This is a genomic window from Lysinibacillus sp. UBA6686 (genome assembly GCF_002455205.1).
Lineage (GTDB): Bacteria > Bacillota > Bacilli > Bacillales_A > Planococcaceae > Lysinibacillus > Lysinibacillus pakistanensis.
In genome coordinates, this window is the sequence record NZ_DKJS01000022.1 from 50,613 (window position 1) to 71,482 (window position 20,870).

At 36.3% G+C, this 20,870-nt stretch carries 17 protein-coding genes; 13 read left to right on the forward strand and 4 right to left on the reverse strand.

Annotated features, from left to right (window positions below; translation table 11 throughout):
* From B2R82_RS05555 to B2R82_RS05565, 3 genes are all read left to right on the forward strand, one after another.
* A partial coding sequence (locus B2R82_RS05555) for a hypothetical protein (protein WP_286923923.1) occupies window positions 1-497 on the forward strand: 497 nt, incomplete at its 5' end.
* 163 nt (window positions 498-660) lie between these two features.
* Window positions 661-1,323: a potassium channel family protein gene (locus B2R82_RS05560; protein WP_054770830.1), complete on the forward strand. Its 663-nt coding sequence runs from the start codon at window positions 661-663 to the stop codon at window positions 1,321-1,323.
* A gap of 6 nt (window positions 1,324-1,329) precedes the next feature.
* Window positions 1,330-1,809, forward strand: a complete 480-nt coding sequence (locus tag B2R82_RS05565) for a hypothetical protein (RefSeq protein ID WP_286923924.1) — start codon at window positions 1,330-1,332, stop codon at window positions 1,807-1,809.
* A gap of 46 nt (window positions 1,810-1,855) precedes the next feature.
* Here B2R82_RS05565 and B2R82_RS05570 read toward each other — a convergent pair whose 3' ends face one another.
* Window positions 1,856-3,118: a dicarboxylate/amino acid:cation symporter gene (locus B2R82_RS05570; protein WP_286923925.1), complete on the reverse strand. Its 1,263-nt coding sequence runs from the start codon at window positions 3,116-3,118 to the stop codon at window positions 1,856-1,858.
* A 402-nt stretch (window positions 3,119-3,520) separates the two neighbouring features.
* Between B2R82_RS05570 and B2R82_RS05575 the strand changes: the two genes are divergently transcribed.
* The 5 genes from B2R82_RS05575 (at window position 3,521) to B2R82_RS05595 (ending at window position 10,184) form a co-directional block, all read left to right on the forward strand.
* The gene (locus B2R82_RS05575; protein ID WP_286923926.1) at window positions 3,521-5,122 is read left to right on the forward strand and encodes an ATP-binding protein; all 1,602 of its coding nucleotides are present in this window, start codon (window positions 3,521-3,523) and stop codon (window positions 5,120-5,122) included.
* Complete coding sequence (locus B2R82_RS05580) at window positions 5,123-5,827, forward strand: response regulator (protein ID WP_286923927.1); 705 nt, start codon at window positions 5,123-5,125, stop codon at window positions 5,825-5,827. It abuts the gene before it with no gap.
* A gap of 87 nt (window positions 5,828-5,914) precedes the next feature.
* A complete protein-coding gene (locus tag B2R82_RS05585; RefSeq protein ID WP_286923928.1) occupies window positions 5,915-6,406 on the forward strand; it encodes a GNAT family N-acetyltransferase in 492 nt (163 codons plus the stop codon).
* 219 nt (window positions 6,407-6,625) lie between these two features.
* A complete protein-coding gene (mprF, locus tag B2R82_RS05590) occupies window positions 6,626-9,148 on the forward strand; it encodes a bifunctional lysylphosphatidylglycerol flippase/synthetase MprF (RefSeq protein WP_286923929.1) in 2,523 nt (840 codons plus the stop codon).
* A gap of 40 nt (window positions 9,149-9,188) precedes the next feature.
* The gene (locus B2R82_RS05595; protein WP_286923930.1) at window positions 9,189-10,184 is read left to right on the forward strand and encodes a S66 family peptidase; all 996 of its coding nucleotides are present in this window, start codon (window positions 9,189-9,191) and stop codon (window positions 10,182-10,184) included.
* A 122-nt stretch (window positions 10,185-10,306) separates the two neighbouring features.
* On the opposite strand, the gene B2R82_RS05600 is transcribed toward B2R82_RS05595, so the two are convergent.
* The gene (locus B2R82_RS05600) at window positions 10,307-10,459 is read right to left on the reverse strand and encodes a hypothetical protein (RefSeq protein ID WP_313373189.1); all 153 of its coding nucleotides are present in this window, start codon (window positions 10,457-10,459) and stop codon (window positions 10,307-10,309) included.
* Window positions 10,460-10,957: 498 nt separating this feature from the next.
* Here B2R82_RS05600 and B2R82_RS05605 point away from each other — a divergent pair, with 498 nt between their 5' ends.
* The 3 genes from B2R82_RS05605 (at window position 10,958) to B2R82_RS05615 (ending at window position 14,623) form a co-directional block, all read left to right on the forward strand.
* Window positions 10,958-11,458: a sigma-70 family RNA polymerase sigma factor gene (locus B2R82_RS05605; RefSeq protein WP_286923931.1), complete on the forward strand. Its 501-nt coding sequence runs from the start codon at window positions 10,958-10,960 to the stop codon at window positions 11,456-11,458.
* A complete protein-coding gene (locus tag B2R82_RS05610; protein WP_286923932.1) occupies window positions 11,455-12,717 on the forward strand; it encodes a DUF4179 domain-containing protein in 1,263 nt (420 codons plus the stop codon). The genes B2R82_RS05605 and B2R82_RS05610 overlap by 4 nt, the downstream gene beginning before the upstream one ends.
* Window positions 12,718-13,054: 337 nt before the next feature.
* Window positions 13,055-14,623: a glycoside hydrolase family 10 protein gene (locus B2R82_RS05615; protein WP_286923933.1), complete on the forward strand. Its 1,569-nt coding sequence runs from the start codon at window positions 13,055-13,057 to the stop codon at window positions 14,621-14,623.
* Window positions 14,624-14,826: 203 nt separating this feature from the next.
* On the opposite strand, the gene B2R82_RS05620 is transcribed toward B2R82_RS05615, so the two are convergent.
* Window positions 14,827-17,916, reverse strand: coding sequence for an efflux RND transporter permease subunit (locus B2R82_RS05620; protein ID WP_286923934.1), 3,090 nt, complete (start codon window positions 17,914-17,916; stop codon window positions 14,827-14,829).
* Between the two features lie 99 nt (window positions 17,917-18,015).
* Between B2R82_RS05620 and B2R82_RS05625 the strand changes: the two genes are divergently transcribed.
* Window positions 18,016-18,849, forward strand: a complete 834-nt coding sequence (locus B2R82_RS05625; protein WP_286923935.1) for a TetR/AcrR family transcriptional regulator — start codon at window positions 18,016-18,018, stop codon at window positions 18,847-18,849.
* Between the two features lie 23 nt (window positions 18,850-18,872).
* The gene (locus B2R82_RS05630) at window positions 18,873-19,052 is read left to right on the forward strand and encodes a hypothetical protein (RefSeq protein ID WP_286923936.1); all 180 of its coding nucleotides are present in this window, start codon (window positions 18,873-18,875) and stop codon (window positions 19,050-19,052) included.
* A gap of 149 nt (window positions 19,053-19,201) precedes the next feature.
* On the opposite strand, the gene rnjA is transcribed toward B2R82_RS05630, so the two are convergent.
* Window positions 19,202-20,869, reverse strand: coding sequence for a ribonuclease J1 (gene rnjA, locus B2R82_RS05635; RefSeq protein WP_286923937.1), 1,668 nt, complete (start codon window positions 20,867-20,869; stop codon window positions 19,202-19,204).
* Window position 20,870: the final 1 nt, after the last annotated feature.

Sequence of the window (20,870 nt, forward strand, 5' to 3'; positions counted from 1 at the left end):
AAAGAGCTGAAGCTGATCAAAAAGTGGGTGGACCGGAGCGGAAAAGAGCTGGAGCTGATCAGAAAGTGGGTAGACCAGAGCGAAAAAGAGCTGAAGCTGATCAAAAGGTGAGTAGACCGGAGCGAAAAAGAGCCGGAGCTGATCAGAAAAAGTGTAGACTGGAGCGAAAAAAGGGTGAAGCTGATCAGAAAGTGGGTGGACCGGAGCGGAAAAGAGCCGGAGCTGATCAGAAAGTGGGTAGCCCAGAGCGAAAAAGAGCTGAAGCTGATCAAAAGGTGAGTAGACCAGAGCGAAAAAGAGCTGAGCTGATCAGAAAGAGTGTGGACCGAAAAAAGGGTGGAGCTGATCAAAAAATGGGTAGACCGGAGCGAAAAAGAGCCGGAGCTGATCAGAAAGAGTGTAGATCGGAGCGGAAAAGGGGTGAAGCTGATCAAAAAATGGGAAAACCGGAGCGAAAAAGAGCTGAAGCTGATCAAAAAGAGCGCCAACCTGATTAAAGCACGAAGTTCCCTGAGCATAAATCAATTAAAAATAATCTTTAGCATTTTCAACTTCAACCAAACACCTCCAATGTTGCCGAATTGAAATCTTCTTTGACGATACATATAACCAAGAATACGTTACAATAATGTTATAGTAGTTTTCGGAGGGATTTTTATGATGAAAAAAGAGTTTGCTGTCATTGGACTTGGGCGTTTTGGAGGGAGTATTGTTCGCGAGTTAATGAGTCAGGGTGCACAGGTTATGGCGATTGATCATTCCTCGGAGCGTGTGGATGAATTTGCTTCCATCGCCACTCAGGCTGTTATCGCGGATTCGACAGATGAATCGGTCCTAAATTCATTAGGTATTCGAAATTTTGAGCATGTAATTGTTGCAATTGGTGAAGATATTCAAGCCAGTATTTTAACAACTATTATTTTAAAGGAAATTGGTGTGCAGCAAATTACAGTCAAGGCTCAAAATGATTATCATGAAAAGGTGCTACGCAAAATTGGTGCTGATTTTGTTGTTCACCCTGAGCGTGATATGGGGATACGGATTGCCAATAATATGCTATCTAATACAGTTCTTGATTATTTAGAGCTTTCGGATGAACACTCGATTATGGAGTTAAAGGCAAATGATGCAATTGCAGGCTACTCCATTATGGATTTAGATATTCGTGCAAAATACGGTATTAACATTGTTGGCATCAAGCGTGGCCCAGATATAATTGTCTCACCACAGGCTAGTGACAAAATTTTACTTGGGGATATTATGCTTGTTATTGGGGCTGATGTAGATATTAACCGCTTTGTGAAAAAGGCATTAAATGGGTAGTGTCCAATGAACAAACGTAGATGGAGATTAGTCATTTTCGGAGCAATTATACTAATTATTGCGTTTACCATGCAGTTTCAAGAAAAAAATAAGGAAGCAGCCATTTCAGCCATTTTGGATCAGGCAGCACAAATAGATAGCATTGAGCTTTTTAAAGGAGAGCAATCTATCATTCGCTTAACAGGTGAGGATGCAGCTACCAAACACGAAAAATATCCGCTAAGTCATGTTAGGAATTTGAGCAAAAAAGAAAGGGCTATCTTTGAAGAGAAACCAGCCTATCGGATTGTTTACAATATAAAAGATAAACCGCTATATGAGGTAGACATTTTAAAGGTAGCAATAAGCTCCGAGCTAAGTGAAGAGCTCCAGCAAATGGTTTTTCGTGTGGGGGACCAGCAATATTTAATATACTGGGCTAAAGAGAAGAAAGCACTTGAACAATCTACAAGCACACAGCTTTTACTCGAACAATATGGAAAATAAAGAGGATAGTGACACAGCTATGGCTGTCATCACTACCCTTTTTTTCTTAGGATACAATAGAGGCTTTTCCTTGAAGTGCACGTTCTTGCATAGTTACATCAAACTCTTTTTCAGATTTGGACACTACAACACAAGCTACACCATTACCAATTAAATTTGTTACAGCACGAGCCTCAGACATAAAACGATCAACACCGATTAAAAGTGCTATTCCTTCCACAGGAATCATTGGGAACGCAGCTAAAGTTGCTGCTAATGTGATAAATCCTGATCCTGTTACACCAGCTGCCCCCTTAGAAGTAATCATTAAAATTCCAAGTAGTGTAATGATTTGTATCCAAGTGAGTTCCATTCCATATGCTTGTGCAATAAACAATGCAGCCATTGATAGGTAGATGGAAGTTCCGTCAAGATTGAAGGAATACCCAGTAGGAACAACTAAACCTACAACCTGCTTCGAGCAACCGAAATTTTCAAGCTTTCGCATCATAGATGGTAAAGCTGATTCAGAGGAGGATGTACCGATAACTAAGAAAATCTCATCTTTGATATATGCGATAAATTTAAAGATATTAAATCCAAAGAATTTTGCAATGGCTCCTAAAATAAAGACAACAAATAAAAACATTGTAATATACACAGCAGCCATTAATAAACCTAGATTACCTAGTGACTTTAAACCGAAGTTACCAATCGTATAGGCCATTGCACCAAAAGCTCCGATTGGTGATATTTTCATGACCATACTTACAATTTTGAAGAAAATCTCTGCCACTTGCTCAAAGAATGAGATTACTGGTTTTGCGGGTGCACCAATTGAAGCAGCAGCTAAACCAAATAAAATAGCAGAGAATAAAACAGGTAATAGTTGACCAGTTGCCAGTGCACCTACTACATTTTCTGGAATAATACTTGAAATGAATGCACCTAAGCCTTGCTCAGTTTCAGCCGCAGCAGTTGTATATTTGGAAATATCAGCTTCAGATGCACCTGATGTATCTAAACCTGTACCAGGACTTACAATTAAGGCAACAGCAATTCCGATTGCTAGGGCAATTGTAGATACTATTTCGAAGTAAAGTAATGCCTTCCCTCCAATTTTCCCTACCTTTTTCATATCTCCCATACTGCCGATTCCAATAACTACTGTTAAGAAGATAATTGGAGCGATTAACATTTTAATCAATTTAATGAATAGATCTGCTAGGATTTTTAAGCTGGCACCGAACTCAGGGAAAATTGCCCCTACAATAATTCCAAGGATGATAGCTGCTATAACCTGAACAGTCAAATTTTTCAGTAATTTCATTTTACGCTACCTCTTTTCTAAATTTTCTTTTTGATATCGTTTTCACTAGAAATATCATAGCGAATACTTTTTAAAAAAAGAGATTTAGAAAATAAGAAACATATCGTTCATTAAGTACATTTGCTTGTATTCCCATGTAAATGTAGTATTTTCAATATCTTTCACTGTTATGGTACGCTAGTGTTAATTAATTATTGTTATAATACAAAAGCAAAAAGTGATAATAAAACTTGTTTTGTATCATTTTTTTGTAATATTGTTCATTAAGTTCAATATTTTCTCCTACTTATGTCGACTAAAGGTGTTGTCAAAAGAATTTATTACAGATAATCTTAAAAACATATCATGAATATGGTGTGCTACTGATTATGAGAATACAGATTGGAAAGGAAGGAATTTTTAATGATGAAAATGCCTGTAAACGGCAAGATACTGTTAGTGACATTTTTAATCATTGCACTCTCCTTTTTACTAGGTGGTATTTTTGTACTCGGTAACTTATTATCTGAGCAAGAAAAAGATTTTGGTCAGCGTGCTATGCTTGTTGCACGAACTGTATCAAATGTACCAGAGCTAAGTGTACATTTGAAAAATGACAATATGAAAGAAGCTGCCAAAAATATTAATAAAATTGTAGATGGGATTAGGGTCATCAATAAGGCAGAGTACATTGTTGTAATGAATATGGACCGCATTAAACTATCCCATCCAGTAAGTAAAGAATTAGGGCGGCGAAGTGAGTCGCAGGATTTGAATGCAGCATTTAGTGAGCATTATTATGTATCGAAGGCACGTGGAGAATCGGGTGTCATGATACGGGCATTTGTTCCGATTATCAATGACAAAAAAGAACAAGTGGGCATTGTAGTAGTTGGCTATTCATTACCAACGCTGCTAGAAATGCTGCAAAGTTATGAGCGAGAAATTTTTATTACGATTGTTATTTCGTTGATTTTCAGTATTTTGGGCGCCTATACACTTGGACGACATATAAAAAAACAAATGTTTGGGCTTGAACCTCATGAAATTGCAAAGATGTATGTGGAAAGAACAGAAACCTTTAATGCAATGCATGAGGGAATAATAGCCGTTGATAAGGAAATGAATATCACCATTTTTAATGAAAAAGCGGCTGACATATTAGGCGTCACTAGGAATATAGAGGACTGTATTGGTCAAAAGATTTATGATGTTTTGCCTGATACTCGTCTGCCTGAAATTGTTGAAACGGCAACACCTGTTTATAATCAGGAGCTTTACATTAATCATCATAGTATTTTAAGTAATCGTGTACCAATTATTGTGAATAATGAGCTAGTCGGTGCAGTTGCCATGTTTAAGGATTTAACAGCCGTGAAAAAGCTTGCGGAGGAGGTAACAGGTGTAAAAGCCTTTGTTCAAGCATTACGTGTACAAACCCATGAGCATAAAAATAAGCTTCATACGATTGCAGGACTGCTGCAATTGGGACATACAAAGCAAGCTCTTGAATATGTAACAGCCACTACCGAAAATGAAGCATCTTTAACGAAGTTTTTGAATGAACGTTTTCATAATGAAAATATTTCAGGTTTATTATTGAGTAAGGTAAGCTATGGCAAAGAACTAGGGATTGAGGTTGAAATTGACCGAAAAAGTCATTTTAAACGCTTTCCACCTCTTTTAGATCATCATGATTTTGTTGTTTTACTCGGAAATTTAATCGAAAATGCCTTTGAGGCTTTAAATGTCCTTTCAAAGGATGATAAGTATGTAGCTATCTCTGTAGATGAGCATGATGGTGTATTAGCAATAGGCGTTTCTGATAATGGAATCGGAATGTCCAAAGAGGTGCAGGCTCGTATGTTTGAAAATGGATTTTCGACAAAGGCTAGTGAGAACCGGGGCATTGGCTTGCATTTAATCTTTGAAATTGTAAGAAAAGGCAATGGAGATATTGAAGTAGTGAGTGAATTTATGAAAGGAACAAGTTTCTTAATCTTATTTGAGTTAGGAGAAGAATAGATGGATGTAATAAATGTCTTACTAATTGAAGATGATCCAATGGTACGAGAAGTGAACAGACAATTTATTGAGCAAATCAAGGGTTTTTCATTAATCGGCTATGCTAGCAATGGTGTTGAGGGAATTCAAAAGATTAGGCAATTAACCCCACAGCTTGTCTTTATGGATATTTTTATGCCAGAGCAAGATGGTATTATTACGTTAGGGAAAATCCGAGAGGAGCATCTTCCTGTTGATGTAATCGCTGTAACTGCTGCAAATGATATGCCCACTGTGCAGCGTATTTTACACCTAGGTGTTTATGATTATATTATGAAGCCTTTTACGTTTGAGAGAATTGAGCAGACTTTGAAAAATTATCAAAACTATAGAAAGAAAATAAGCGGTATGCAGGATTTAACCCAACATGATGTCGATCATTTAATGCAGCAACGTCTTCCAGAGCAAGTTGCGGTTTCAAGAGGAAAGGATGCTATTCTTATAGAAGAGCTACCAAAAGGGTTTAATCGAGCTACCTTAGATAAGGTGCTTGCATATATTCAAGAAAGTGGTGGGGCGGTATCTGCTGAGGAGGTATCAACTTATATAGGTACAGCAAGAGTTACAGCGCGACGCTATCTAGACTTTTTGGAAAAGCAAAATCTATTAAAAGTAGATATCCAATATGGAAGTGTAGGACGTCCTATTCATCGGTATTATATTTAAATGCTTATTCCCTGAATTTTGTTAAATATTGATTGATTTCCCTTTGATTGTTGTATTAAACTTTGATAAAAACAAGGAGATTATGAAATGAAAAGGTTGACAAAAAACTGTACAATTGAGCATTTAAAGCTGGAACACTATTATGCTATAAATGCGCTCTACTCAGATGTAAATGTCAGAGCCTATCTGGGAGGCGTCCCAAAAGAAAGCTATATCGAAGCTTCATTTAGAGGAATGCTAGAAGCCCCATCTCCCAATACATATCTTTATATTTCGTTAAAGGCAACGGATGAATTTATAGGACTTGTCTCAATTGATGAATATCATGATAAAGAGGCATATGAGCTTTCATATCAATTTTTACCACAGTATTGGGGGCAAGGGTATGCATATGAGGTACTAACAAATGTTATAGATTATGGATTGAATGTTCTAAATTTGCCGTACCTAGTAGCAGAAACACAAACAGCAAACATCGCGTCCTGTCGCTTACTTGAAAAAGTAGGAATGCACAAGGTTCAGATATTGGAGAGATTTGGACATGAACAAGCTGTTTATGAATTAAGAAAAAATGGTTGAAAATTTTAAATAGGTTCATTTTTACTTCTCTATAATATAGAGGAGTGAAAATGAACTTTTATTTTGGCTGAGAAGATTCGTGTGAATAGTAGTCCCTTGCTTTGACGATACATATAGCAAAGAATACGTTACAATAGGGAAATAGTCATTTACCTTCAAAATTAGAACTGGTCGGTAATTTAAAAATTTAAGAAAGCTTATGGGGAGTAGGTTTGGCATATGTTTAACGTTCGAAAAGAGTCACTATTGAAATTTTTGAAGATTCTATTTCCAATAGTACTTTTGGCGATAGCTATTTATGAAATTCAACAATCAGTGAGTGGCGTCGATATCCATTTACTACGAAAAGAAGTGAATGAGCTACAGCTATGGGAGCTTTTATTAATTTTTCTCATCACCTTTTTTGCGATTACACCAATGATTTTTTATGATGTAATTTTAGCGAAAATATTAGGAATCAACATCAATAAATGTAAATTGCTTAATCATTCGTTTATCGTCAATACTTTTTCAAATCTTATTGGCTTTGGTGGTCTAGTCGGTATATTTTTGCGTAATTACTTCTACTCCAAATATAAAGCGGATAAGGAAGGCTTGCTAAAAAATATTGCCTCGGTAACACTGTTTTATTTAACAGGGATTTCTCTACTAACGTGGATTATGTATATATTCTTTTGGGATTTTCCTTTGCTGAAAGAAGAACGATGGTTATCGATTGCAGTTATTCTTGTTAGCCTATATGTACCAGTATTTTTGGCTATGCATATTATTCGCTATAAAAAGAAAAGTTCTCTAAAGCCAAAAATATCACTTCAATTGATGGTAACTTCAGTAGCTGAGTGGCTTGCTGTATTTTTAGTAATCTGGATTTTAACGTTTATTTTGAAGATCCCAATAGAATTATCTGCGCTAATTCCCATATTTTTAATTGCTTCTAGTGCAGGAATAGTGAGTATGATACCTGGTGGGGTTGGCTCATTTGATCTCGTTTTTTTATGGGGGACACAGAGCATTGGAATTGCTGATGAAAAAGTGTTGTTTTTATTAATCTTGTACCGTATTGGCTACTTTGTGCTACCATTTTTGATTTCCTCTTTGTTATTTATTAAAGAATATTGGATACGCTGGAATCAATCTTGGGATAACCTACCTAATATAATTTTTCAGAAGATTAGCCATATGCTATTAACAATATTGGTGTTTATCTCTGGCATTATTTTATTGCTATCTGCAGCCTTGCCAGGGGTTTTAAGTCGCCTAAAAATAGCTCAGGAATTTTTATCCTCACCAATTATGAATGTCTCTCATCAAATGACGGTGGCAGCAGGCTTTATTCTCTTAGGCTTATGTAGGGGGATAAAATATAAAGTAAAGAGGGCATATCAACTAACCATCGTTGTGCTAGGCAGTTCAGCGCTGTTTTCTATTTTTAAAGGCCTTGATTATGAGGAAGCAATTTTTTTAGTGATTGTCGCAGCGTTATTAATGGTGTCCAAAAAGCAATTTTATCGGGAAAGCTATGTATTGACATGGGGAATCATCATACTAGATCTTGCTATAGTGATAGTCATTACTGCTATGTATGTGTTGATTGGCTATGTAAATTTACCCTCTGCCAAAATTCATTTTCCTAGTGCTCTGCAGGCCTATATGATCACTGATTATCAAGACCTTTTTTATAGTGCTTTAATTGGCATTTTTATCGCCATTGTTATTTTTTATATAGGTTATTTTATTCGTGCACCTAAGAAAATGAAAAAACTATTGTCTAGTGAGCAGGAGGAGGCTATCAAAAACCATTTGCTAACCTATAAAGGGACCGAGTATTCACATTTAATTTTTTTACATGATAAATTTGTCCATTGGAATAAAAAGGGTACTGTTTTATTCTCTTATCAAATATATGCGGATAAGATTATTGTCCTTGGAGACCCAGTAGGAAATGAGTCTGATTTTTTACCCGCTATCCAAGAGTTTTTGGAATTGGCCGATAAGCATGGTTATACACCAGTCTTTTATGAAATTAACAATAAAATTTTTTCTGCTTTACACGAGTATGGGTATAGCTTTTTTAAGCTCGGCGAGGAAGCCTTTGTAGATTTAGAGAAGTTTACATTTTCAGGTAAAGAGATGAAGGGAAGTCGGGCGATAAAAAATAAATTTGAACGAGAAAATTATATAGTGGAAATACTAAGCCCACCTTATTCTCAGGAAATTATGAAAGATCTGCAAGAGGTGTCAACAAAATGGTTGCAGGGTAGGGCAGAAAAGGGTTTTTCACTTGGTTTTTTTGATGAACACTATTTAAGCACCTCAAACATTGCCGTTTTACGTGGCGCAGAAGGAACGTTTGGCTTTGCTAGTATCATGCCGATGTACGATAATGGCGAAAGAGTTTCAGTAGATCTTATGCGTTTTAAACCAGGTTCACCATCCGGGACAATGGATTTCATTTTCCTTTCATTATTTGAATGGGCAAAAGCAGAAGGTTATCGGGTCTTTAACATGGGGATGTCGCCTTTATCAAATGTCGGACAGTCTAGATACTCCTTTTTAAGTGAAAAAATAGCTGCGCAAATATTTTTACATGGACAGCACTTCTATCATTTTAAAGGATTAAAAAACTTTAAATTAAAATATGCTGATTTTTGGGTACCGAAATATGTAGCGTATCGAAAAAAATCTTCATTACCATTTACCATGGCGCAAATCACCTTGTTAATTGGCACTAAGAGAAAATAGGTCCAACGAAAAATTATAATAAAATGAAAGGAGAGACTATATGAATTTAGTAAACAATAGCAGTCCTATTAACATCGGTATCTTTTCACCTTCATCACCTGCTTCTGTTCGTGCATTTACCCGTTTTCAGCGAGCAAAAGCGTTTCTTGAACAAAGAAATATAAACATAATTGATGGAAATCTGACTGGCAAATCTGATTTTTATCGCTCAGGCACCCCTAAAGAGCGTGCTGCAGAATTTAATGAGTTGCTACGGAATCCCAATGTCCATATCATCATGTCAACAATAGGTGGTACAAATTCAAATAGTATGCTGCCGTACATCGACTATGAGGCATTTAAAAGCAATCCAAAAATCGTTGTTGGCTATTCTGATGTAACAGCTCTTTTACTAGCACTGTACGCAAAAACAGGAATTACCACCTATTATGGACCAGCCCTAGTTCCTTCTTTTGGTGAGTTTGAGCCATTAGTCAATGACACATATCAGTTTTTTGAAAATTATTTCCTTAAACCTCAGGTATTACCTTATGAAATAATGATGCCTTCATATTGGTCAGATGAACCTATTAATTGGCTAGAAAAGACTGTGGAAAAAAAGTTGTATCAAAATAAATGGCTGACGGTTCAAGAAGGCGTTGCGGAAGGTAGACTAATAGGTGGTAACTTAAATGCAATGTATGGATTTATTGGGACACCTTATTTCCCAAAAATTGATGATGGGGATATTTTATTAATTGAAGATAGTAGTAAAAATATAGCCATTGTGGAGAAAAACTTTGCGATGCTAAAATTGCATGGAGTATTTGAAAAAATAAGTGGCATTATTTTAGGCAAGCATGAATGTTATGAGGATTTAGGGAGTATGCGTAAACCATATGAGGTATTGCTTGAGCAATTAGATGGTATGAACATTCCTATTTTAGCGGAGGTTGATATTTGTCATACACATCCTATACATCCAATTGCCATTGGGAAAAAAGTAAGGCTAGATGCTAATGCACAAAAAATTTATTGTATCGAGAAATGGTTATAGACGAAAAAGCCCTGCATAACAGCAAGGCTTTCTTAATATCAAAAAAATAGCACAAACCTGTTTTTTATAACCATTCAATAGCGAAAATATCAGTATTTCTAATAGCATCATAGAGGTAGAAATTAATCCAAGTACACCGAAAACTCTCCCAAAAATTTTCCTTCAATTTTTTCTTGAAGTAAACCAGTAGCGGGCGTATTAAAGATAGGCATTGCCAAGCCTGTTACCCCATAAAGACTAGATATAGCCCAAAGTCTAGTATATACCGTGGACAAACGTACAGCCTCCAAACAAAAGAGTAGCCAATGTCATCATGTCATGCCTAATTGTGTTGTTAATGTAATATACCAAGCAATAGCATATTGTACGAGCGATGAACCTAAAAAATGAAATGGTTTGGCTAAAAAGTAAGACAAATCCAAAAAATCTCCCAAGCTACCACCTATAATTCCCCAAAAGCTACTAGATAATTTTAGGACAACTACCTGTTTAATTCTTGTTGAAACAGCAAAAGCGAACGGGTTAGATCAATACATAGAAAATCTCTGCACTTAGTTCCCTAGTCAACATATATTCAATCGGCTCTGGAAAATAAATAGCAGTATTTCTGATAAAAAAATCAAAGATACAGCTTATAGGTATATCCAGAAGTTCTTATAGTTTTTATGTTGGGATTTAATAAAATAAAGCATAAAAGGGATTTATAAATAATTTTAAAATTTTTGAACGAAATGAAAAATCGCTCCGTCTAATGGAGGAAGGAGGCGAAAAGGATGGAATTTGAAATCGTGCAGCGTGCTATTCGTGGGGATCATCAAGCGATACTTTCTCTTATTGAAATGGATGAAGAAATTTTATTTCGTATGGCTTTTACATATCTAAAAAATGAACAAGATGCTCTAGACGTGATGCAGGACCTGGTGTACAAGGCACTAAAAAAAATGCATACCGTTAAACAGCACGAATATGTCAGAACATGGCTCGTGCGCGTCTTAATCAATTGTTGTAAAGACCATTTACGAAAACGCCAAGCAACCGTTCCAATTAAGGAACATCACCAAGTTCAATGGGTCATCTACTCTGATATGGAGCGATTATTGGAGCAATTATCCTTGTCGGAGCAGCAACTCGTCTATATGAAATATTTTCAGCAACTAAAAAACAAAGAAATTGCTGAGCTAAATCAAATTCCAGAGGGTACTGTAAAATCTAAGCTTCATCACATATTAAAGAAGCTTAGAAACTTCGCTGGAGAAAAGGAGGACTGGCTATGAGTAAACTACCGATTGACGTTCCAAAGGAGGAACTTCAACAAATAAGGATAGATATGTTTCGTAAAGTTCAACGAGAAAAAAGAGCTAAGAAGCGCATTGTTTCGGTTGCAATAGCCTCTTTGTTTTGCCTAAGCCTTTTATTTTCAATTCGTGTTTCCCCTACGATTGCTAGCCATATTGCAAAAATACCTGGCTTTGAAGCACTTGTATTAGCGGTTGGAAGAGATAAAGGGATAAAAGATATTGTGGATAGTGACTACTATGAAGAAATCAATGTGAAGCAGTCTAAAAATGGCCTATCACTTACACTACAAGGCGTGATTGCAGATAATACGGGATTAGTACTTTACTATGACGCCGATGCAACATTTGATATGTCGAAATTACACTTGGAGAAAGTTCAATTGTTCCAAGGAGACGAAGAAATTAAAGGCGGGGGTTCATTTACAAACAATCAATCAAGTCAAACGCGCTTCTCTTCTTCAGTAAATTATAGTTTTTCAGAGCCTTTCGCTTATACTTCAAAGAATTTTAAAGTGGTTTTTCATTTCTATGAAAAAGATAAGGGGAACATTGAAATTACGATACCGTTTTCACTACAAAACGAAATCGCAAAGGAAAAAATTATTACTGCGAATCGTACAGTAGATGTCAATGGTCAAAAATTTACGATTACACAAATTCGCCGTTCTCCATTAAAAATGGCAATCGATATCGAAGTAGACGGAGCGAATACGATGCAAATTTTATCGCTTGAAAATATTGCGGTCGAGATGGAAAATGGGGAGCGAAGAGAAGAAGTCGTTAAAAATGCTATGTTTGAAGGCAGAAATATTCGTGAAGGTAAATTCACACTAAATTTACAAAGTAATTATTTCCATGATTCAGATTCACTCAAAATATTAATTGGAGCTGTTCATGCCGTGCCAAAGGGCGAAGATTTTATCGAAGTTGATTTTGGCACAAAAGAAGTACTCACAAAGCCTGATTATTTGGATTGGGATATTTCTGTCACGGAGCAAGGTGTAGCAGTTGCTGCAAAGAAATGGGATGATGGGACGCGACATTCGTTTCTAAATAATGCTGTAAAAGCAGATGGCTCGAAGTTAAAATACACAAGTGGCTCTTTCTCGGATGATGAGCAGTACCTATATGCGACAGAGAACTTTGAAAATTATGATGGCAAAGCAAAAATATATTTAAACTATTACTTCAATCCTATTGGAAAAAATATTGAACTGAATATTCCAATGCAATAAAGTACAGATGAATCTATCACACGTCCGCCATTGGGAATGATGGAAAAATAAGAAGCTGCCAAGAAAGCAAGTATATGCTTTTTCGGCAGTTTTTCATATTTTAATAGATACATATTTTGGTTGGAATTAACTAGAGCATTTGATAAAATAACAAATGAACGTCAACGAGAGGAGAGACTCTGTAATCATCCTGCTTTCTTAGAAAAATTTTTGATGCTTTCATAAAAAAGAGATTACTTATACTGCATTTCAATCATTGGGTGAAGTAGCTTCGTAGAGGTACATATAGCGAGCACTTATCATATACAAAACTAGAAAAATAGGATATGGAGGAAATATGAGCAAGAAAAATAGTAAATGGAAACTTATCACTTTAGTCGCAATGATTTTTATGTTATGCCTACCGACAATCCCTGCAAAGACAGCGCTAGCTAATACGACACAGCCAAAAAGGGAAATGCGGGCAGTCTGGATTTCAACGGTTCAAAATATTGATATGAAAGCAGGCATGACTAAGGAGCAATACACGACTTGGACACGTCAAACATTGGACAAATTAAAAGCCAATAAAATGAATACTGTTATTTATCAAGTAAGACCAACAAATGATGCAATGTATGCGTCTGATCTAGCACCGTGGTCGTCCTACATAACAGGGAAAAAGCAAGGCACAAATCCTAGTTACGATCCTCTTACGATTATGGTAGAGGAGGCACATAAACGAGGTATGGAGCTACATGCATGGATGAACCCCTATCGTGTAACAATGCCAGGACAAAAACTGACAGACCTTGCTGCCGATAATGTGGCAAGAACAAATCCAAACTGGGTTGTTAAATATGGCAAGCAGTATTATTTAAATCCTGGTTTACCAGAAGTACAAAACTATTTAGTTGATATCGTAAAAGAGCTAGTAGCTAATTATGATATTGATGCAATCCATATGGATGATTATTTTTATCCATACAAAATTGCTAATGAAGCCTTTCCAGATCAAGCAGCTTACAAAAAATATGGTGCTTCCTTTAAAAAGGTGGAAGATTGGCGACGAGACAATGTCAACCAGCTTGTAGAAAAAATTTACACAGCCATTAAAGACACAAAGCCATATGTTCAATATGGTATTTCACCATTTGGTGTATGGCGCAATAAATCCCTGGATAAAACAGGAAGCGATACACGAGCTGGTGTCAATAATTATGATGATTTATTTGCAGATGTCAGAACATGGATTCAAAATGGTACGATTGATTACATTACACCACAAATTTATTGGTCAAGAACATTAGCTGTAGCCAAATATGGTACGTTACTGGATTGGTGGAGCCACGAAGTACAAACCTATGCACAGACACATCCTGTTCAGTTGTATATTGGTCTAGCTGACTATAAAGTAGGGAATGACAGTGATGGGGCTTGGAAAAATAAGATGGAGCTACCTAACCAAATTATGGCGAATCGTTCGGAGCAGGTAGCAGCCAAGGGTCAAATGCACTTCTCCTTAAGAAGTATTCAAAACAATAAACTGGGTTATGCAACGATTGTAAATCAGCAACTATATAATTACACAGCTCTGACACCAGATACACCTTGGCTTGATGATACAGTGCCAAATGAGCCGACTTTTGTACAAGTGACAAAGGAAGCAGATGGTCGCAAGATTAAAATAATTGACGAAAATAAAACGCAACCACGCAAGTATGTCATTTATCGTTTTGCAGGGAATGGAGAAGGTTCCTATAATGATCCTCAAAATATAGTAGATGTAATTTATAATAAGAATGGCATCACTGAATTTGTGGACAAGACAGCTCTAGCTAAGCGTAGCTACACATACGGCATTACAGCTGTATCTGCTACAGGGGTGGAAAGCAAAGAAGCTTTTGTGGTGAAAGAAGATCAATAATTATTTTATGATGAATAAAACAGCCACTCACGCGATAATCGCATGAGTGGCTGTTTTTATCCCGCATAAACGGGCAGTAAGACAAAGATTTAAGTGAAGCAAAAAAATATAAGTGGGAGATAAACTGCCCGTAAAAGCCCGATTGGTTCAACTAACAATCAATGGGGATGAGGAAAATCCCCATTGATTGAAGTTTCACTTTATTAATTTTCCTCAATATCTTTTCGGTTTTTCTTTAACATTTTTGATAGCATTTCATATACGATTGGTACTACAACTAATGTTAATAATGTGGAAGATAGTAAACCACCGATAACGGTAATTGCTAAATCTTTTGAGATTAACCCACTACCACCAGTACCAAGTGCCATTGGAATCATCGCACCAATTGTTGCAATAGCAGTCATTAGAATTGGTCTTAAACGCGTTGCACCAGCCTCTAAGATTGCCTCACGCATAACAAGTCCGTCACGTTCCATATGAATTATTCTGTCTACTAATACGATAGCATTAGTAACAACGATACCAATGAGCATTAATAAGCCCATCATAACCGAAACAGAAATTGTTTGATTTGTTACAAATAGGCCAACAAACGCGCCAATTACTGCAAATGGAAGTGAGAACAGAATAGCAAATGGAGCTAAACCTTCACCAAATGTTACTACTAAGATAAAGTAAACGATAGCGATGGCAGCTAACATAGCAATACCTAGCTTTGTAAATGTTTCTTGCATATCGGCAGCTACACCTGATACACCAGTTGTTACACCTTTAGGTAAATCTAATTTATCGATTTTTTTATCTGCAGCTGAAGTAGCCTTTGAGATATCTTCGTCGATAACCGTACCAGAAACTGTAGCGAAATATTCACCTTTTGAGCGAGATAATGAGTTAAGCGTAGTGCCTTTCTCTACATCTACTAGTTCACCAATAGTCATAGTTGTACCTAAGGCTGTTTTAACCTCAGTAGCTAATACATCATCGATAGATAGAGCAGCTGCTTTTGCGTCACGTTGCACAATTACATCAATATCTTCACCATTATATCTTACGGATGTTAACACTTCTTTAGAAGTATTGTTGCTCAATGCCATGACGATTTGAGCCGTCGTTAAACCGTATTGTAAAACATTCTTCTGCTCTACCTTTAGGACATGCTCAACATATGGATCTTCGTTGTCAGATTTAATGTCCTCTAAACCATCCACTTCTTTTAATGCACCTTCAACTTGTTTCACTGCATCTCGAAGCTTATCTAAATCTTCACTATATAACGTATAGCTAACTTCGTTTGAAGACATCGACATAGAAGAGAAGTTTTGAGATTTCCATTCTCCAGATTGACCGATGTTAAATACATAGTCTTCTACTTCTTCACGAGCTTTAGGGAAGTCCTCCATATCTTTATCAAAGATGAGGTACATTAATGCACCGCCTGCACCGCCGCCCATCATCATAGCAGAAGGATCAACATTTTGCGGATCATTGATAGAGACTTGTAAAATATCAATATCTTTTCGTTTCATTAATTCTTTTTCTACTTTAGCAACATTTGTTTCTGTTTCATCCATTAGCTCGCCAGTTCCAGGTGTGTAAGTTAGGTACATGACCTTTTCTTCCTGTGAGCCCATGAAACTAAAGCCAATCAATGGTGTTAAGGCAAGAGAACCAACTAGCAGTAAAATAGCGATTACAGAAGTGATGATTTTATGGTTTAATGCTTTTTCAAGCACACCTCTATACCAAGTAGCTAGTTTACCAACTTCCTTATGCTGACTTTCTTTTTTCTCACCATACAGTTTTTTACGGAACAGGAAGTGCGATAAAGCTGGAACAATGGTAATCGCCACTAATAATGATGCCCCTAAGGCAAATGACATTGTTAATGCAAACGGCATGAATAATTCACCAACCATACCGCCTACAAATATAAGTGGAGCAAATACTGCTACCGTTACTAAGGTTGAAGAAAGAATTGGTTTGAACATTTCGATAGTCGCTTCACGAATGAGAGCGCGACCTGTTACTTTTTCTTCTTTTAAATGAATACGTCGATAAATATTTTCAACTACTACAATGGAATCATCAATAACCCGACCAATCGCTACGGTTATCGCACCAAGAGTCATAATATTTAATGTAATATCCATCCAGTTTAATAATAGCAATGCCATAAAGATAGAAACTGGAATAGAGATTATTGAAATAATCGTAGATTTGAAATCTCGTAAGAACAGTAAAATAATTAAAACGGCAATTGCGCCACCAAAGACAGCTTTTTCTATCATAGTAAAGACTGAATCTTCAATTGGGGCACCTTGGTCTAACGAAATATCAACCTTTAAGCCATCAATTAATTTTTCTTCATCCTTAATTAGGTCTTTTACTGCATTTACGACTGTCACCGTATTTGCATCTTGACCCTTCACTATTTGTATGGCAATTGCATCTTTACCATTTGTGCGTGATACAGATTGCACCTTACCCTCTACCTCAATCTTTGCAATATCGCCTAAGCGAACGAATGGGGAAGGGTTTGTAGCTGAAGGTGTGACTGGAATTAATAAGTCTTTTAATTCATCTACAGATTTTACTTTACCATCAACGGAAACAGCTTGTTCACCAACAGTAAATTGATATAAACCAAGTGAAAGTGACATATCACTAGCTTGAATCATTTGTTTGACGGTATCTTCTGTTAAACCGAGCGCAGCCATTTTCTCCTCATCATATTTAAATGAGATTTGGTTAATGTGCTGACCAGTAATGGTTGCAGATGCAACACCATCAATTTTTTCGATTTTAGGAAGGAGAATGTCTTCTACTGTTGATGTTAAATCAACAATATCTTCCTTAGAGCTACTAACTGATAATGCAACAACAGGCATCATATTCATGCTAATGGCCATAATTGTCGGTTTTTCTGCACCCTCAGGTAGCTTTACATCATCTAAAGCTGATTCTAATTGTCGTTTTTTCTCATCCATATCAATTCCATAGTCGTATTCAACTTGAACTTGTGATACGTTGGATGAGGATGTTGAATAAACGGCTTTTACATCTTCTAAGCTTTCTACAGATTTTTCAAATGGTATGGAAAGCTCATTCATAACTTGTTCAGGAGTTGCGCCAGGATAGACACCCATCACAATTAAGTATGGAATCGAAATATCAGGAATGGATTCCATTTTCATTCGTGTTCCCGAATAAATACCAGAGACAGTGATGATAATTGTTAGTAACCATACTGCCAATTTGTTTTTCAATACGAAATTAACTAAACCTTTCACCTTCACACCTACCCTTTATTGACTAACTAAATTCAATTATTTATACTAATGACTAATCGGTCATTTGTCAACGAAATGCATTAGGAGAGAGAAAAAAATATGTTAAAAAAGCAATTAATAATGGAGAAAGCATTAGAATTGTTTTCTGAGCAAGGCTTTGAAGCTACATCTGTACAGCAAATAACGGAACGCTGTGGTATTTCAAAAGGAGCATTTTATTTGTCCTTCAAAACAAAAGATGAGCTTGTTTTTTCAATGGTAGACTATTACTTACAACAATTTCTCATAGATATTGACCAGGTAGTCAGAGGCTCTTATAACAAAGAAAATTTATTGGTTGAATTTTACAAAAGTATCTTCCAGGCCTTCAAAGCGCATTCAGCTTCTGCGCGTGTCTTTTTTAATGAGAAAATCTTTTTGTCAAAAAAAGAACTTTTTCATAAAAAAACGGTTTATGAAGCGGAAATGTCTAAATTGATTATCTATATGCTGGAACAGCTCTATGAGGATAAACTTCAAGAGACAAAATACGATGTTATGTATTGCATAAAAGGATTTATGGAGAGTTATGCAGAACTCTTTATTTTTTCTAATATGCCCCTTGATTTAGACCAATTAGCTAAATCTCTAGCTGAAAAGACGGATATTATTGCACGTTTCACGACGATTCCCTTTATAACAGAAGACCTTGTTCATTTTGTATCCAAGCCTTGTGAACAGGAAATTTCAAAGGAAACCCTATTACAGCTAATGGAGCAACATATAAGCAATATGGAAGAATCCATTGAACGGGAATCGATGGTGCTTTTAAAAGATCAAGTAGAAAACCCAACTTATAGTATGCCGATACTAAAAGGTTTGGTTGAAAATATACGTGTTGAACCAGCATATAATTGGGTTGCCTATGTATTAACCAAATATTTTAAAGTGTAAGGAGAGAATTGTTCACATTTATTGTGAACAATTCTATTTTTAATTTTGCTCCTTTATTTCTAACGGAATGGATTGCAGTGCCTCTAGTGACTATGAAAGTATTCTTTATGCTACCAGCAAATTTAATTCTTATTGGTATTTCCCCTGTTATTGAAGTCGAGGTATTGCTTGAATATTTAGTATTTTTAGTTGCTACTAGATGAAGAATACTATTTAAGAATGAAGGATTTTAACTAACATAAAGATGCTCCTTTATCATGCTTTACTACTATATACGTAAAACGAAAGAAGAGGTTTCAAAAAAATTAAAAAAAAGAAGCTACGTAAAATTTACATAGCTTCTTTAAGAGGTTTAAACCTCCATAATAATAGGTAAAATCATTGGTCGACGTTTTGTCTTTTCAAATAGGTAGGGCCCTAAGACGTCTGTAATTTCATTTTTAAGCTCAGTCCATTGAGGTGTTTTGCTTTGAATTGTGTCGTTTAGATGACGATTTAGCATTTTTTGAGCTTCGTTAATCATCGTTCCTGACTCTCGCATATAAACAAATCCTCTTGAAATAATATCTGGACCGGAAACAATTTTTTGATTTTCCATATCAACACTGACAACAACAATGACCAAGCCTTCCTCTGAAAGAATGCGTCGATCACGTAGCACGATATTGCCGATATCTCCAATACCATTGCCATCAATGTATACATCGCCAGAAGGGATACGTCCTGCTACATGAGCTTCATTGGCGCTTAATGCAAGGACATCACCATTTTCCATCACGAACGTATTTTCAAGCGGAACATCACAATCTTCTGCTAGATGTGTATGCATTTTTAACATACGGAATTCACCGTGGATAGGCATAAAGAATTTAGGCTTCATCAAGCGGAGCATCAGTTTTTGTTCTTCCTGAGAACCGTGTCCAGAGGTATGGATGTTATTTAGTGCACCATGAATAACCTCTGCACCTGCACGGAACAGTAAATTAATAATTTTGTTGACACTTACTGTATTTCCAGGTACTGGTGAAGAAGAAAAGATAACTGTGTCACCAGGTTGAATTTGAATTTGACGATGTGTACCATTGGCAATACGTGATAGAGCTGCCATTGGCTCACCCTGAGAGCCGGTACATAATATCATGACTTCATTAGCAGGGAGGCGATTAATGCTTTGGGCATCAATAAAAGTATCCTTTGGTGCATTTATATAACCAAGCTCACGCCCAATTGTAATAGCATTATCCATTGAACGTCCAAAAACGGCAATTTTTCGACCGTATTTTATCGCGGCATCAGTAGCCTGTTGTAAACGATGTATATTTGATGCAAATGTTGCAAAAATAATACGACTATCCACCTTACGGAATATTTCATCAATACTTTTTCCAACTGTACGTTCAGACATTGTGAAATTCGGTTTTTCAGCATTTGTACTATCTGAAAGTAAGCAAAGTACACCATCACGTCCGATTTCCGCCATTTTTGTTAGATTAGCTGGTTCTCCTACAGGTGTAAAATCAAATTTAAAGTCACCAGTATGCACAATGTTTCCAGGTGGAGTTTTTACGACAATACCATAAGCATCAGGAATACTATGTGTTGTTCTAAAGAAGCTAACAGAAGTTTTTCTAAATTTAACCACATCTTCTTCTTTAATTTCGATTAGCTTTGTAGTACGTAGCAAGCCATGTTCTTCTAATTTATTACGCAATAGGCCAAGTGCAAGCTTACCGCCATAGACAGGGATATTTACTTGGCGTAATAAATAGGGAATACCACCAATATGGTCTTCATGGCCATGTGTAATAAATAAGCCTTTAATTTTGTCGACGTTACGTACTAAATACGTATAGTCTGGAATAACATAGTCAATGCCGAGTAAGTCGTCTTCTGGGAATTTTATGCCAGCATCAATCAAAATGATTTCATCTTGAAATTGAACGCCGTAAGTGTTTTTGCCGATTTCGCCCAGTCCGCCGAGTGCGAAAACAGCTGCTTGGTCATTTTTAACAAACTTCATG